11 protein-coding genes are annotated in these 15597 nt (G+C 49.5%); 3 read left to right on the forward strand and 8 right to left on the reverse strand.

What is annotated here, in order from left to right; translation table 11 throughout:
* Positions 1 to 110 precede the first annotated feature (110 nt).
* From hslU to priA, 5 genes are all read right to left on the reverse strand, one after another.
* A complete protein-coding gene (gene hslU / locus K9N75_RS00505) occupies positions 111 to 1442 on the reverse strand; it encodes an ATP-dependent protease ATPase subunit HslU (protein ID WP_004094226.1) in 1332 nt (443 codons plus the stop codon).
* An 11-nt stretch (positions 1443 to 1453) separates the two neighbouring features.
* Positions 1454 to 1984 (reverse strand): ATP-dependent protease subunit HslV, encoded by a 531-nt coding sequence (gene hslV, locus K9N75_RS00510; protein ID WP_025801467.1) that lies wholly within the window; start codon positions 1982 to 1984, stop codon positions 1454 to 1456.
* A gap of 86 nt (positions 1985 to 2070) precedes the next feature.
* Positions 2071 to 3048: a cell division protein FtsN gene (ftsN, locus tag K9N75_RS00515; RefSeq protein WP_096081205.1), complete on the reverse strand. Its 978-nt coding sequence runs from the start codon at positions 3046 to 3048 to the stop codon at positions 2071 to 2073.
* A gap of 130 nt (positions 3049 to 3178) precedes the next feature.
* Positions 3179 to 4189 carry a DNA-binding transcriptional regulator CytR gene (gene cytR, locus K9N75_RS00520; protein ID WP_375374069.1) on the reverse strand — a complete coding sequence of 337 codons (1011 nt, stop codon included), beginning with the start codon at positions 4187 to 4189 and terminating at the stop codon, positions 3179 to 3181.
* A 295-nt stretch (positions 4190 to 4484) separates the two neighbouring features.
* The gene (priA, locus tag K9N75_RS00525) at positions 4485 to 6680 is read right to left on the reverse strand and encodes a primosomal protein N' (protein ID WP_224452121.1); all 2196 of its coding nucleotides are present in this window, start codon (positions 6678 to 6680) and stop codon (positions 4485 to 4487) included.
* Positions 6681 to 6936: 256 nt separating this feature from the next.
* Here priA and rpmE point away from each other — a divergent pair, with 256 nt between their 5' ends.
* Entirely contained in the window at positions 6937 to 7152 is a 216-nt protein-coding gene (gene rpmE, locus K9N75_RS00530) for a 50S ribosomal protein L31 (RefSeq protein WP_004094235.1), read from the forward strand.
* Between the two features lie 256 nt (positions 7153 to 7408).
* On the opposite strand, the gene K9N75_RS00535 is transcribed toward rpmE, so the two are convergent.
* The 3 genes from K9N75_RS00535 to argE all read right to left on the reverse strand — a co-directional run bounded on the left by K9N75_RS00535 (position 7409) and on the right by argE (position 13549).
* The gene (locus tag K9N75_RS00535; protein ID WP_008815801.1) at positions 7409 to 9136 is read right to left on the reverse strand and encodes a phosphoethanolamine transferase CptA; all 1728 of its coding nucleotides are present in this window, start codon (positions 9134 to 9136) and stop codon (positions 7409 to 7411) included.
* A 358-nt stretch (positions 9137 to 9494) separates the two neighbouring features.
* Positions 9495 to 12131 (reverse strand): phosphoenolpyruvate carboxylase, encoded by a 2637-nt coding sequence (ppc, locus tag K9N75_RS00540; RefSeq protein WP_008815802.1) that lies wholly within the window; start codon positions 12129 to 12131, stop codon positions 9495 to 9497.
* A 269-nt stretch (positions 12132 to 12400) separates the two neighbouring features.
* Positions 12401 to 13549 carry an acetylornithine deacetylase gene (argE, locus tag K9N75_RS00545; RefSeq protein ID WP_169817479.1) on the reverse strand — a complete coding sequence of 383 codons (1149 nt, stop codon included), beginning with the start codon at positions 13547 to 13549 and terminating at the stop codon, positions 12401 to 12403.
* Positions 13550 to 13707: 158 nt separating this feature from the next.
* Between argE and argC the strand changes: the two genes are divergently transcribed.
* Together argC and argB are read left to right on the forward strand one after the other, a co-directional pair.
* Complete coding sequence (gene argC, locus K9N75_RS00550; RefSeq protein ID WP_130975461.1) at positions 13708 to 14730, forward strand: N-acetyl-gamma-glutamyl-phosphate reductase; 1023 nt, start codon at positions 13708 to 13710, stop codon at positions 14728 to 14730.
* A 32-nt stretch (positions 14731 to 14762) separates the two neighbouring features.
* A complete protein-coding gene (argB, locus tag K9N75_RS00555) occupies positions 14763 to 15542 on the forward strand; it encodes an acetylglutamate kinase (RefSeq protein ID WP_008815805.1) in 780 nt (259 codons plus the stop codon).
* Positions 15543 to 15597: the final 55 nt, after the last annotated feature.

The raw sequence follows: 15597 nt of genomic DNA on the forward strand, positions 1-15597 counted from the left end.
GTTAGGGTCGGTAATCTACCATATTTTATCAATTGGATATTGTAGACATACAAAAGGGAGGCCAAAGCCTCCCTTTTATGACAACCGATAGGGACGGTTCTTGAAACGTATTATAGGATAAACCGGCTCAGATCTTCATCTGCAACGAGTTCATCAAGGTGATTGCGTACATATTCAGCATCGATTGTTACAGTCTGACCGCTCATATCGCTAGCTTCGAAGGAGATCTCTTCGACTAAACGCTCCAGAATCGTGTGTAAACGACGTGCGCCGATGTTTTCAGCGCTTTCGTTAACGCGCCATGCAGCTTCAGCGATGTGACGTACACCGTCGGCGGTGAAGTTGATGGTGAGGCCTTCAGTTGCCATGAGTGCCTGATACTGTTCAGTCAGCGATGCACTCGGCTCGGTCAGGATGCGCTCGAAGTCTTCAGTGGTCAGCGCCTGCAGCTCAACACGAATTGGCAAGCGACCCTGCAGCTCAGGGATCAGGTCCGATGGGCTCGAAACTTGGAATGCACCTGAAGCAATGAACAGGATGTGGTCAGTTTTCACCATGCCGTGTTTGGTTGAAACCGTGCAGCCTTCAATGAGAGGCAACAGATCGCGCTGAACACCTTCACGAGAAACGTCTGGACCAGAAGATTCACCGCGTTTACAGATTTTGTCGATCTCATCGATAAATACGATACCGTTTTGTTCAACGGCATTAATCGCCTGCTCTTTCAGCTCTTCAGGGTTAACCAGTTTCGCCGCTTCTTCTTCAATCAGCAGTTTGAAGGCTTCTTTGATTTTAATTTTGCGCGCTTTTTGCTTTTGCCCACCCAGATTCTGGAACATGGACTGAAGTTGGTTGGTCATCTCTTCCATTCCTGGAGGAGCCATAATTTCAACACCAACCGGAGAAGCGGCTAATTCTAATTCGATTTCTTTATCATCCAACTGGCCTTCACGCAGCTTCTTGCGGAAACTCTGGCGCGCGGCAGAAGGCTCAGCGCTTTGTTCTGGCTGGCCCCAGTTGTTTTTAGCGGGTGGGATCAGAACATCCAGAATGCGCTCTTCAGCCATTTCTTCGGCACGATAGCGATTCTTTTCGATGGACTGCATGCGCACCATTTTCATCGCGGAATCTGTCAGATCGCGAATGATTGAGTCGACTTCTTTACCTACATAGCCGACTTCAGTGAACTTAGTCGCTTCAACTTTGATGAATGGCGCATTAGCCAGTTTAGCCAGACGACGTGCAATTTCGGTTTTACCGACGCCGGTTGGGCCAATCATCAGAATATTTTTGGGTGTTACTTCATGACGCAGTTCTTCATTCAACTGCATGCGGCGCCAGCGGTTACGCAGGGCAATAGCCACGGCGCGCTTTGCAGAGTGCTGGCCGATGATGTAGCTATCGAGTTCGCTGACAATTTCGCGTGGGGTCATCTCAGACATGTTTGGAGTCCTTACGCTTTGGAGTCTAATTCTTCAATGGTGTGGAACTGATTGGTGTAGATACAAATATCACCAGCAATACCCAGCGCTTTATCAACAATTTCGCGGGCACTCAGTTCTGTGTTTTCGAGCAATGCGCGAGAGGCTGCCTGAGCATAAGGGCCGCCGGAGCCTATCGCGATTAAATCATTTTCTGGCTGAATGACGTCACCATTACCGGTGATGATGAGGGAGGCGTTTTCATCCGCGACCGCCAGCAGCGCTTCGAGTTTGCGCAGCATACGATCGGTACGCCAATCTTTGGCAAGCTCAACGGCCGCTTTAACCAAATGTCCCTGATGCAGTTCCAGCTTGCGTTCGAAGAGTTCAAACAGGGTGAAGGCATCTGCGGTGCCACCGGCAAATCCGGCAATCACGCGGTCGTTATACAGACGGCGAACTTTGCGAACATTACCTTTCATGACGGTATTGCCCATGGTCGCTTGGCCATCACCACCGATTACCACTTTACCGTTGCGGCGTACGCTTACTATTGTTGTCACGAGCAGACCCCCGTAGCTGACGAAATAAGAACCCCACACCTTTGTGTGGGGGCATTGTCAGATAGATGGGGGGGATATTTTGCTTTTCAACCCCCGGCTGAGAGGGCAATACATCCAGACATTCCTTCGCCCTTCAATCGTTGCAGCATTTTATCTGCTGCGGCACGACTGCTGTATGGGCCTAACAAGACGCGATTCCATCCACCACCAGCGGTAATTCGACTTTCGACGCCGCCGAATGCCAATTGCGCACGAACGGATTCCGCCTGATCGGTGCTGCGGAATGAACCGCACTGTACCAGCCATTTTTGACTGTTTTCTTTTTCAGGCGCTTTTTCTTGCTTAGCTTCTTTCGCCGCGGTTGGTTGTTCCGCTACGCTTGTTACCGGAGCTGGCTTTTCTTTATGCGGTTGCTGAACGGGCTGCTGAGCCGTTTGCGCCGGCGGTGTAGTACGCGCAGGGCGTGTTGGCTCTGTTTGTGTTTGGCGCGGTTGGGTTGGTTGAGTTGTCGTCGTATTCTGCTGTGAGAACGGATTACGTGGTTGAGTCGCCGTTACCGGTTGTTGCTGAGTGTAGGTTTGATCCGGCATGCGGCTGTTTTGTGGCGCACGGCGCGCAGTCTGCATTTGATCGTTGTACGGCACTTCTGACAGCTGAGTTGGCTGCTGACGCATATCAGACTGCATCTGATCTAACAGTTGACGCTGTTCCGCGGTGAGCTGTGGCTGCTGATTTTGTGTCGCCGAGGCACTACTGCTTGGCTGTGTAGGCGTAGCTACGCCAACCTGACGATTCTCAAGCTCTTTGATGTAACGCCAGCGTTCTTCCGGTTTTGGCGGAAGGCCATTACCGGCATGTTTTGCCTGCGTCGGTAACAGTTCATCGCTGTCTGGTTTATGGTGAGTCAAAAAATAAAGGCCGGCAGCGAAGGTCACTAAAACCCCCATAGCAAGAACCACCATGGTTTTAGAAATACCAGGAGATGACTTCTTCTTTTTCCGGGTATTGGTTTTGCGCTTCGCTCCTGATGAGCGGCCCCGGCTCACATAATCTCGTTGTGCCACTGTCTTTTCGCTACATCGTAACACCCATCATTCTATTGCTGCGCCTGCGTTAGCAAGGCCGCAGCTCCAATTATGTTGGGTATTTATTTTGAATTAAGAGCGCCATGTTACTGAACTCATCCCAATTTAACTAGCGTTTCGGCGCAGATGTACTTCCTCTAACGATAAATTCGCTGTCTAACAGTCTCGAACCGCTAACTACGGAGCGACTGTGAAGCTGCTCTAATAGCAGTAACATGGCTTCACGCCCAATTTGATAGCGAGGCTGAGACACGGTAGTCAGCGGAGGATCGCAGTACTGAGCCAGTTTTATATCATCAAAACCAACCAGTGAAACATCATCTGGTACGCGCAATCCCATGCGTTTTGCCTGTGACAGCGCGCCGATGGCCATAACGTCGCTATGGCAGAAGATCGCCGTTGGGGGTTGTGGCAGCGACATCAGTGCCAGCATCGCCTGTGCGCCGGCTTCATAGGTAAAGTCACCGCGTTCAATAAAGCTCTTTTCCTCTGCAATGCCACAACGACGCAGTGCCTGAATATAGCCACGTAGCCGATATTTGCTCAGCGGCATGCTTTCTGGCCCTGCAATGCAAGCAATGCGGTGATGACCTAATTCATGTAGATACAACACGGCTTCGAAAGCGGCTGTGAGGTTATCGATATGCACAGTAGGCAGTTCAAGTTCAGGTGCAAACTCATTCGCCATGACCATCGGTGGCAGGTTTTTCTGTTCTTCTTTGCTGGCGTCGAAAGGTACGTTCGAGCCTAGCAGCAACATGCCGTCTATTTGTTTAGTAATGATGAGGTTTACGAAGGTTTTTTCTTGCTGCTGCTGTTGCGCACAATCACCAAGCAATACTAAATAGCCATGCTCTGCAGCGGTACGTTCAACACCCTGAATGACTTCGGCAAAGAATGGGTCACAGATATCGGGAACTATCACCAGAATGGTTCGCGACTCATTGCGTTTTGAACTACGCGCCAGTGCGTGTGGAAAATAACCAACGGCTAATACGGCCTGCTCAACTTTTTGGCGGGTAGCGGCAGAGACTTTCTCGGGGTTCATCAATGCTCTTGAAACGGTGGCTGTTGAGACACCGGCGTGTTCAGCCACGTCTTTCATGGTGGCAGCAGACATGCTTTGCTTCTCTTCCAACGCTGTTCTCCTTGCGTCTAGCGAAACGTTGACGCGGGCGGTGTTACTCTTCCTGTTTTACTGAATGAAAACCAGCTTCCTTGCGTCATCCCAGTTTTGTTGCTCGGAATGCTCATATCAGTTCATGAATTACCATATGGATCACATTTTAAACAGAATGCACCCTGCTGTTGTTACCTAATTTGCATGAGAAATGTGACCGAGATAGATTTTTTAGATCAGGATCGCAAATCGCTGTTTTTATCCATCTGTCTTATGGCCTTTCTCACTTGGGCGATCAGTTGTCCGTTGGATCAACATCGAGCGTCCATTTCACTCTTTTCACGGCTGGTAAGGTGCTTATTAGCGGCAGTGTACCTTTAACGATTTTCTGTAACCGTGCGCGCGAAGGGTGCTGTAGTAACAGCTGCCAACGGAATCGTCCACCGCGTTTAGGTTGTAACGCTGGAACGGGCCCGAGTATCCAAAACGACTCATCCCACAACGGACTGGCTTCCAACAGGTTTCTTAGCTGCTGCAAAAATTGTGGAGCATTCTGGTTATCATGATCGTCAGCACGCACCATGATATGGCTAGTATAGGGGGGTAAGAATACGCTTTTACGTTCTTTAAGCGCTTGCTCAGCAAAGGCGTCGTAGCCCTGATTCAACAAGGTTAATAGAAGAGGATGTTCTGGGTGATGGGTCTGTAATATCACCTCTCCCTGTTTGCCTGCGCGTCCTGCTCGACCGGAAACCTGTGTATATAGCTGGGCAAAACGCTCAGCAGAATGGAAATCAGCAGAAAAGAGTGCGCCATCAACATCAAGCAAAGCCACTAGCGTGACGTTGGGAAAATGGTGGCCTTTCGCCAACATTTGGGTGCCGATTAATATACGAGCCCCCCCTCGATGTACTTCGGCCAATTGCTGTTCCAATGCGCCTTTGCGGCTGGTTGTGTCGCGATCGATGCGCGTAATCGGTGTATCAGGAAACAGCGTGGTAAGCTCGGCTTCAAGTTGTTCGGTGCCGAGTCCGACGGGCAGCAGATTAGTGCTGCCACACTGTGGGCACTGGCGCGGAATCGGTTTTTGGCTATCACAATGATGACAGCGCAGATGATGCTGTTGCTGATGTAACGTGTAGTAATGGTCACAGCGTTGGCATTCGGCAATCCAGCCACACTCGTGGCACAGCAGCGCAGGGGCAAAGCCTCGTCGATTCAGGAACAGGATAACCTGATTTCCGGCATCAACGTGTTGTTTCATCCGCTGTAATAGCGGCTGGGCAAGCCCAGCTTTGAGCGGTAGACCTTTTAAATCTAGCAGGTGTTGGGCTGCGGGTTTGGCATTACCTGCTCGCTGGGTCAGTCGCAGGCGACGGTATTTCCCCAGTTCAACATTGTGCAGCGTTTCCAAGGCGGGAGTGGCTGAGCCAAGCACAATAGGGATATTCTCCTGATGTGCGCGGAATACGGCTAAATCTCGCGCGTGATAGCGCCATCCTTCCTGCTGTTTATAGGAACCATCATGTTCTTCATCAATGATGATGACGCCTAAACGAGCAAAAGGCGTGAACAGCGCCGAACGGGTTCCTATCACGATTGCGCTTTCGCCATTACGGGCACGTAGCCATGCCGCTAGGCGTTCGCTATCGTTTAAGCCTGAGTGGAGAACGTCAACCGGCGCATTAAAGCGTTCTCTAAAACGAGCGATAGTTTGTGGCGTAAGGCCAATCTCAGGCACTAAGACCAGCGCCTGACGGCCTTGAGCCAAAATATTTTCGATTACGCTGAGATAGACTTCAGTCTTGCCTGAACCCGTTACGCCAGCAAGCAGCCAGGCGCTGAACTGATTGTCCTCACTGCGAATCGCGCCTACGGCGGTGGCTTGCTCGGTATTGAGCTTTAGTCGCTCACCGTTAACGGCATAATTGGCGCGCCAGTCGTGTAATTCTGGTGATTCGGCACGGAGCTCCGCAAGCCCTTTGGTTTTGATGCTTTGCAGCGCTGCTTCGTTTAAGTCACATTCGGTCACCTGATGGCGATACAAAGGCCGCTGTAACAGCGTCGCCAGAGCTCGCTGTTGTTTAGGTGCTCGTTTTAGCGTTTCTGGCGGCGTAGCCTTCCCTTGTTCAGTGATGACCCATTGCCACAGTTGCCCATGTTGTGCTGGTTTGCCTTGGCGCAGCATCACCGGCAACGCATGAAACAGCACTTCGCCAATTGGGTAATGATAATAATCCGCAGCCCAGCGCAGCATGTGCCACATACGGGAAGAGAAAAGTGATTCATTATCTAGCACTTGGTGAACAGATTTTAAGTTCTCAAGCGGAAGTTCGCTGTGCTCACCAAATCCAGTGATAATACCGATCATTTTGCGCTGTCCGAAAGGCACACTGACCCGTGCTCCTGCGATGGGGGTTATCCCCGTTGGCAGAAGATAATCAAAGGTACGGGATAATGGAACGGGTAAGGCTACGTGAACGACCGGCATGTTTAATCCTGCTTCCAAATGTACGCTTAGTTTACATGTCGGGGGGAAGGTTTGAACCAGTTTAATTTGCATAACGGCGTTTAAAGGGAGAGGTGGATATAAATAAAGTCAATTGCAATTCGATTGCGGTGTATGTTTGATCCCTGTATAATTCGCCGCCTTTGATAGGCTTTTTATCAAACCAAATTTATCAACCACGCGTGGTGTCTGGCGGAATAGGGCTGGATAGCGACGCGGCCTTAACTGAGGTTATCCCATGAAACAAGGTATCCACCCGAACTACGTTGCAATTACTGCAACTTGCTCTTGCGGCAACGTGATCAAAACTCATTCTACCGCAGGTCGCGACCTGAACCTGGACGTGTGCAGCAACTGCCACCCGTTCTATACTGGCAAGCAGCGTGATGTTGCTACCGGTGGTCGTGTTGACCGCTTCAACAAGCGTTTCAGCGTACCAGGCACTAAGAAGTAATTCTTTTTGCTCAAGAAGAAGGCACCTAAGGGTGCCTTTTTTATTGCTTAAAATTCAATGGTTGATTCGAATGAATCATAAAAAAAGCCCCTTCGAAAAGGGGCTTAGGGCTAATGCCGGTCACTTAAGCGTGATTTTAGGGGAAGTACACCGATGGGGTCGTAGCAGCTTTAGCTGCCGGAGCGCCCCGCGGTGTGCTAGCCCCGTGTATCTCGATCTCTTAAACGATCAGCATTAGGCTTAGAGCTCTTGTTAGTTACTGATTTCCGACTTGGTCGCCAAACGGCAGTTTGTCGTAATCATGCAAACCTTTTTTCTCATAGGGATTGCCGATCCAACGTGTGGTTTCAACAAAGTTCGGATTCACTAAGCTTCTCTCAGGGTTAAACAGATCATATTTCAAACCAGCCAAATCAGACCAAGTATGAATCAACTCAGAGCTGCTGTATTTACGATCGGTCATTGAGGCAAAATCACGAGGATGCGATTGCTGCCAGCTTGGTGACGTCCATAGGATGAACGGAATGCTATACATGTGACGCGTTGGTGACGCTTCGTTACGTCCCTGAATATTGTGCGGCGGAGTGTCATACACTTCCTCACCGTGGTCAGAGAAGTACAGTAAGAAACCGTTTGGATTTGTTGCTGAGTAATCTTTAATCAGGCTAGACACCACATAGTCGTTATACAGATTTGCGTTGTCGTACTGATTATAGGAATCAATCTGATCCTGACTTAAGCCAGGAGGAACACCCTCGGTGCCATTAAACTTATCAAATCCTTCTGGATAGCGGAATTTGTAGTTAATGTGCGTGCCTAGCAAATGCACCACGATAAATTTCTTCGGTGCAGGATCGGCCATCACTTCTTTAAACGGCTGCAACACGTCGCCGTCATACTGTCGGGCACTCTGTGTACGCTGTTGGTTCAGATAATACTGCTTGTCTGTTTGCTGGGAGAACAGCGTCAGCATGGTATTACGCTTGGTCATCGTTTGCTGGTTAGTGATCCAAAACGTTTTATATCCCGCTTGCTTCATCATATTCATCAATGAAGGCTGGGTCAGATACAGATCAGGATTCTTCTCGTTAGCGAACGTCAGAGCTTGCTGCAAGATTTCTATCGTGTAAGGACGAGAAGTGACCACATCGTTGAATACGGTCAGATTCTTGTCTGTCTTGTGCAGTTCATCTAACTGAGGCGTCGTTTCACGCGGATAACCATACAGGCTCATGTGGCCACGTTGGGTCGATTCACCGATCACTAAAACCAGCGTGCGCGGCGCATTGCCACTTGCATCGGTCAGATTTGCCAATGGCGGTAGTGAACTGTTTTCTTTCAGTAACGCTTGCAGACTGGCGAGCTGGCTACGATATTCGAAATAACCAGTGATCATTTGCCACGGAGCGGCTGGCTCCATGCGAGACGTTAAGCGTGGCAGGGAATCTTCAAATGAACGCTTCTGAATCAGCATGTTATAGACCATCGGGTTAACGATAAGGCCATAGAAGATTGCCGCTGGAATAACATATCTCCAGAAAGAGGGGATATAGACAGGGCGAAGGCGTGTCCACAGGAAGACGCAGACAGCGGTATAAGCCAGAAGAATAAGCGCCAGATGCAGGCTGAAATATTGACTGAAGTATTCGCCAGCTTCGCTGGTGTTGGACTCGAACATGACGAACAGAACGCTCTGAGAGAACTCTTGTCCGTAAATAATATAATAGGCTAGTGAACAGATAGAGGCTGCCCACAAAATAATGCCAATAACCGCTGAAATAATGCGGGTTTTGTTCGGGAATAAAAATACAGGAATTAACCAAAGTGAACTATACAGCAAAGAGTCACGAATGCCGTTGGAGCCACTGTAGCCAGTGACAAGAATGACGGCCTGTAAAACAGTAGAGAAAAACCAAAAGAACAGCAGAACCCAGAACAAAGCCTTCCAGCTAAATGCCTTATCTGCATTTGGAGATGAAGTCATATTATTTCAGCCTATCAGAGAATATCACGGCAGGGATGTTAATCATCTAACCTTAAAGGAACCTTAGTTTTTATTAGCGGAATAATGTACCCGCAATAAACCTATGTTTTAAATTTATCTATCGGCATTGCGAGCAAATAGTGAGCACTGCGCAAAACCGAGCAATCTTAGCAATCTTATTTTTTCGTAACAATAGATGCTACAATTTAATAAAAGTTCGTGATGAATTGTTTTTTTATAACAGGAAACTATTGATTACAGCAATAGCCCATTGTCAGGGGGGATGCGGGAATAATGCCGCTGATCGAGATAGAAAGAAAACGCGCTACCTGAGCGATAGCGCGTTTGGATCGACTGACTAGCCGGTATTACGCATCCCAGCGGCAACGCCGGCGATGGTGACCATCAGTGCTTGTTCAACGTTAGCATCCGGTTCTGACATTGAACGCGAGCGGTGTAGTAATTCTGCCTGCAACACGTTTAATGGATCGGTATACACGTTACGTAACGCTATTGATTCGGCGATCCATGGCAGATCGGCCATCAGATGGTCGTCGTTGGAGATAGTGAGAACGACTTTAATATCTTTGCTTAGCTGATCGCGCAGTTGTTTACCCAAAGGCCACAGAGCTTCATCCACCAGACGCTGATCGTAGTATTCTGCTAACCAGAGATCTGACTTGGCAAATACCATTTCTAACATCCCAATGCGGGTTGAGAAGAATGGCCAATCGCGACACATAGTCTCCAGCGTTGACTGTTTTCCTCCGTCTACCGCGGCCTGAAGTGCGGCACCGGCTCCCAGCCATGCGGGGAGCATCAGTCGGTTTTGTGTCCAAGCAAAGATCCACGGAATGGCTCGCAGGCTTTCTACGCCGCCATTTGGCTTACGTTTGGCTGGACGTGAACCTAAAGGCAATTTACCCAGCTCGAGTTCAGGTGTCGCTGAGCGGAAATAAGGAACGAAGTCTTTATTTTCACGCACGTAGCCACGATACATATCGCAGGATACATCTGACATTTCATCCATCAGATCGCGCCATTCCTGTTTTGGTGCAGGTGGGGGTAGCAGGTTGGCTTCAAGAATCGCATTGGTATACAGCGATAGGCTACTGATAGTGACCTGTGGCAAACCGAGTTTAAAGCGGATCATCTCACCTTGTTCGGTAACGCGTAGACCCCCTTTCAGGCTTCCCGGCGGTTGTGATAGGAGAGCTGCGTGTGCTGGTGCGCCACCGCGACCAATTGAACCACCGCGTCCGTGGAAAAGCGTTAAGGCGACTCCTGCTTTCTCACAGACGTTAACCAAGGCTTCTTGTGCGCGATACTGTGCCCAAGAAGCGGCCATCACGCCTGCATCTTTCGCGGAGTCGGAATAGCCGATCATCACCATCTGTTTGCCTTGAATAAAGCCGCGATACCAGTCGATGTTCAGTAACTGAGTCATCACATCTTCGGCGTTATTGAGGTCATCAAGGGTTTCGAACAATGGTGCAACTGGCAGCAGGTAAGGGCAGCCAGCTTCTTTAAGTAATAGGTGTACGGCTAAAACATCCGATGGCGTGCGGGCCATAGAAATTACATAGGCTGCAATTGAGCCCTGCGGCGCTTCGGCAATGACGCTGCAGGTATCAAAGACCTCTTTAGTTTCAGCGCTTGGCTCCCATTGACGAGGAACTAGCGGACGCTTGGAGTTCAGTTCACGGATCAGGAAGGCTTGCTTATCCGCTTCCGACCAGCTTTCGTAATCACCGAGCCCCAGATAGCGAGTCAGTTCTGCCAGCGCTTCCGAGTGGCGTGTGCTCTCTTGGCGCACATCGATACGCACCAGTGGCACGCCAAAGCAATGAACGCGGCGCAGAGTATCTAACAGTTGACCATTGGCAATGATACCCATGCCACAGGCTTTCAATGATTGATAACAAGCATAAAGCGGTTCCCACAGTTGCTCATTTTTTACCAGCAGATTATCGGGACGCGTCACACGTTCACCTTTAATTTTCGCCGCTAGATAAGCTTGAGTTTCGGTCAACTGAGTACGTAGCTTCTTCATCAACTCACGGTATGGTTCTTGAACGTCGTCACCACCGGCCAGTGCACGTAACTCTGGCGTGCATTCAGTCATCGAAAGCTCAGACACTAGCACCGCAATATCGCGCAGGAACAGGTCGGTTGCTTTCCAGCGGCTTAGCAGCAATGCATGGCGAGTGACCTCCGCGGTCACGTTTGGGTTGCCGTCGCGGTCGCCGCCCATCCAAGCGGTAAAGCGAACCGGTACAGCTTCTACAGGGAGCTGATAGCCGAGAGAATTCTCTAACTGCTCGTTGAATTCACGTAGAAATGCAGGAACGCCTTCCCACAGGCTGTTTTCAACGACGGCATAGCCCCATTTAGCTTCGTCGATCGGCGAAGGGCGATTTTTACGAATTTCATCGGTATGCCATGACTGAGCAACCAACTGGCGCAGACGGCGCATGATTTGATTACGTTCGTAGTCAGCCAGATCGCTATGATCGAGCTGGCTCAGGCAATTATTCACCTCAACCAATTTATGGATCAGGGTACGGCGGGTGATTTCGGTTGGGTGTGCAGTGAGAACCAATTCAATGGAGAGCTCATCAACGGCTTTCTTAATCTGCTCGTCGCTGAGATTGTTACTTTTCAAACGGGTGAAAAGCTGGGCCATGACTTCAGGATTGCTTGCCGCTTCACCGTGGGGTGAAATGCTATGATACTGTTCTGCGGTGTTTGTCAGACTCAGGAATTGGCTGAATGCGCGGGCAACCGGCAACAGCTCATCATTCGACAGATTCTGTAGCGTAGTCAGCAGTTCCTGACGGCTCGCATCGTTACCCGAACGTGAGGATTTGGATAATTTACGGATAGTCTCGACACGGTCTAGGATATTTTCGCCCAGCGCTTCCTTTATGGTGTCGCCGAGCAGCTTTCCTAGCATACTGACGTTACTTCGCATTGCCGAATATTGTTCGTTCATAAGACCCCTGACCCCTCCAATATGTAAATTTCTTTCACCCGAAAGGCGTAGACCGCCTCTTTTATAAAGCCACGTTCCATTGTCTACGTCAATTGTCACAATTTATTGCTAAACGACATGAATTTGGTGATTTAACTGAAATTTAATTACACGGTGACGGGAATTAACGTTTCTAATAACAGTTACGTTGCAAACGGCTGCAATAGGGTGACATCGCCGCCGTTTTCACTGTTAAAATTTCATTAAAGCGTCAATTAGCGGTTAATCATTTATCGACAAAAATGATTAACCACCTGACCGATCAATTCACGCGTAGGTTGGATAAATGACGTCGCAAGGAATTCATCGGGTTGATGAGCCTGATCGATAGAGCCCGGCCCTAATACTAGTGTAGGGCAAACTTCCTGAATAAATGGTGCTTCGGTGCAATAGTTCACGACTTCTGCACGTTCGCCTAGCAACCCTTCAATCACCTGAATAAGCGGTGCGTGTACTGGACATTCATAGCCAGGAATCGGCACGTGCAGATGCTCGATAGTTAAACGTCCCGGCCACTTCTCGCTTACCGGTGCCAACGCTTGATTGAGTAACTCGTCGATATCGTTGAGCGTCATACCCGGCAGAGGGCGAATATCCATATGCAGCTCACAGCAGGCGCAAATACGATTGGGCGCGTCACCGCCGTGGATGTGTCCGAGGTTCATTGTGGGATAAGGAATGTTAAAGGCATCGTGGTGATAACGGTCTTTGAGCGTATTGCGCAGAGTTAACAGATGCCCGATAGAGTCATGCATTAATTCGATGGCGTTAACGCCACGCGCGGGATCGCTTGAATGGCCAGATTGCCCTGTAATCCTAATAGCTTCCGATAAGTGCCCTTTATGCGCCCGTACAGGCTTGAGAGATGTAGGCTCACCAATGATGGCGCAGTCAGGGCGTAAATGCGTGGTCGCCGCGAAATAGCGTGCGCCAGCCATCGTGGTTTCCTCATCTGCAGTCGCCAAAATATAGAGCGGCTTGCTGAGTTTGCTGGCATCGATGTCGCGAAGCGCATCCAGAATAAAGGCAAAAAAGCCTTTCATATCTGCGGTGCCGAGCCCGTAGAGCTTATTGTCGTGTTCGGTAAGGGTGAAGGGATCACGTGTCCAGCGACCATCATCAAACGGCACGGTGTCCGTATGCCCCGCCAACATTAAGCCACCAGTACCTTGGCCAATACTGGCCAGTAAATTGAATTTGTTACGCGTATGTGGCACAGGTTGAACCTCAACGCGAAAGCCGAGATCGCCAAACCACCCCGCTAGCAAGTTGATTAATGCTTCATTACTTTGATCGAGCGCGCTGTCGGTTGCACTGATGGACGGCGTGGCGATCAAGGCGCGGTACAGCTCAATAAATGGTGGTAATTTCATATTCACTGTTGACAGCCTTTAGTTAGGATAGTATCAATATTCATGCATTATTTATGAATAAAAATACAATAAGCGCTCGCCGAATGAAACTGTAAAAGTTATGATGTGCAGCGCTAAATGTAATATTTACGATCGATGATTAACCAAGAAGGTGGAAACGACAGATGCCTAACGCACAGTCTCAGTTAAACGGGTTAATTGTAGGGGCCAGCGGCTATACCGGCGCGGAACTTGCCGTCTATCTGCAGCGTCACCCTGCTATGAACATAACTGGTTTAACGGTTTCAGCGCAAAGCTCAGATGCAGGAAAGTTACTTTCTGATTTGCATCCGCAGCTGAAAGGCATCGTTGATCTGCCATTGCAGCCTATGGGCGACGTAGCTCAGATGGCAAAAGGTGTTGATGTCGTATTTCTCGCGACGGCGCACGAAGTTAGCCATGATTTAGCCCCGCAGTTTTTGCAGGCTGGCTGTGTGGTGTTTGATCTTTCCGGTGCATATCGGGTGAATCAGGCGAGTTTTTATCAAGACTATTATGGATTTACACATCAGCACGCCGACTGGCTAGACAAAGCTGTTTATGGTCTGGCGGAGTGGCGGGCTGAAGATATCAAACAGGCGCAGCTGGTGGCCGTTCCTGGCTGTTATCCAACAGCGTCACAGCTGGCGTTAAAGCCGCTAATTGATGCGAACCTGCTCGATTTAAACCAATGGCCGGTGATTAACGCCGTCAGCGGTGTCAGCGGAGCGGGGCGGAAAGCCAGCATGACCACGAGTTTTTGCGAAGTGAGCTTGCAGCCCTACGGCATATTTACTCATCGCCATCAGCCAGAAATTTCGACTCACTTGGGAACGCCGGTGATTTTTACACCTCACTTGGGCAATTTCCCGCGCGGAATTTTGGCGACCATCACCTGCAAATTGAGTGTAGGCGTGACGGTCGAGCAGGTAAAAGCTGCCTATCAGCAGGCCTATGCTGAAAAACCATTGGTTCGGGTATATGACCAAGGTGTTCCGGCCATTAAAAACGTAGCGGGGACGCCGTTCTGCGATATTGGTTTTGCTCTACAGGGCGAGCACCTGATTATCGTTTCCGCAGAAGATAATTTACTGAAGGGTGCGGCAGCTCAGGCCGTGCAGTGCATGAATATCCGCTTTGGCTTTAATGAAACACAATCATTGCTGTAACGATGAAACTTAAACTTTAAAAAGAGACTGCTATGAACAATCCATTAATCATCAAGTTAGGTGGGGTTTTGCTGGATAGCGAAGAGGCGATGCAACGCCTGTTTCAGGCTTTGGTTGCTTATCGCCAAAGCCATCAGCGACCGCTGGTGATTGTTCATGGCGGTGGATGCCTAGTTGATGACCTGATGAAACAGCTCCATTTGCCGGTAGTGAAGAAAAATGGCCTGCGCGTAACGCCAGCCGATCAGATAGGCATCATCACGGGGGCGTTGGCGGGGACGGCGAATAAAACTCTGCTGGCCTGTGCCAAAAAACACCATATTTCAGCGGTGGGTTTATCTCTGGGTGACGGCGATATGGTGGAAGTTAGCCAACTGTCAGAAGAACTCGGTCATGTCGGCAAGGCAAAAGCAGGTTCTCCTGCATTGGTGACAACGCTGTTGGCGACGGGCTATTTACCTATCATCAGTTCAGTGGGTATCACGGCTGAAGGTGAGTTAATGAATGTTAATGCAGACCAAGCGGCAACGGCGTTGGCTGCAACGCTGGGAGCCGATCTGATTTTACTGTCGGACGTTAGCGGAATTCTGGATGGCAAAGGGCAGCGCATTGAAGAAATGACGGCAGCTAAAGCCGAACAGCTGATCGCTCAAGGCATTATCACTGATGGAATGGTTGTAAAAGTAAACGCTGCGCTTGATGCCGCTCGGTCTTTGGGAAGACCCGTCGATATTGCAAGCTGGCGACATGCTGAGAAGCTTCCAGCATTGTTTAACGGTGTGCCGGTAGGCACCAGAATTCTCGCGAATTGATTACTCGTCATACTTCAAAAGACCTAATTTAACTGAAAAATTTTAAGTTATTGAG

The organism is Hafnia paralvei (genome assembly GCF_020150375.1).
Classification (GTDB): Bacteria; Pseudomonadota; Gammaproteobacteria; order Enterobacterales; family Enterobacteriaceae; genus Hafnia; species Hafnia paralvei.

Excerpts from the sequence above, each read along its gene's own strand:
- argB (WP_008815805.1), top strand. The coding sequence starts at position 14,763 with ATGAACAATCCATTAATCATCAAGTTAGGTGGGGTTTTGCTGGATAGC.
- rpmE (WP_004094235.1), top strand. The coding sequence starts at position 6,937 with ATGAAACAAGGTATCCACCCGAACTACGTTGCAATTACTGCAACTTGC.
- priA (WP_224452121.1), bottom strand. The coding sequence starts at position 6,680 with ATGCCGGTCGTTCACGTAGCCTTACCCGTTCCATTATCCCGTACCTTT.
- ppc (WP_008815802.1), bottom strand. The coding sequence starts at position 12,131 with ATGAACGAACAATATTCGGCAATGCGAAGTAACGTCAGTATGCTAGGA.
- K9N75_RS00535 (WP_008815801.1), bottom strand. The coding sequence starts at position 9,136 with ATGACTTCATCTCCAAATGCAGATAAGGCATTTAGCTGGAAGGCTTTG.
- cytR (WP_375374069.1), bottom strand. The coding sequence starts at position 4,189 with ATGTCTGCTGCCACCATGAAAGACGTGGCTGAACACGCCGGTGTCTCA.
- argC (WP_130975461.1), top strand. The coding sequence starts at position 13,708 with ATGCCTAACGCACAGTCTCAGTTAAACGGGTTAATTGTAGGGGCCAGC.
- hslU (WP_004094226.1), bottom strand. The coding sequence starts at position 1,442 with ATGTCTGAGATGACCCCACGCGAAATTGTCAGCGAACTCGATAGCTAC.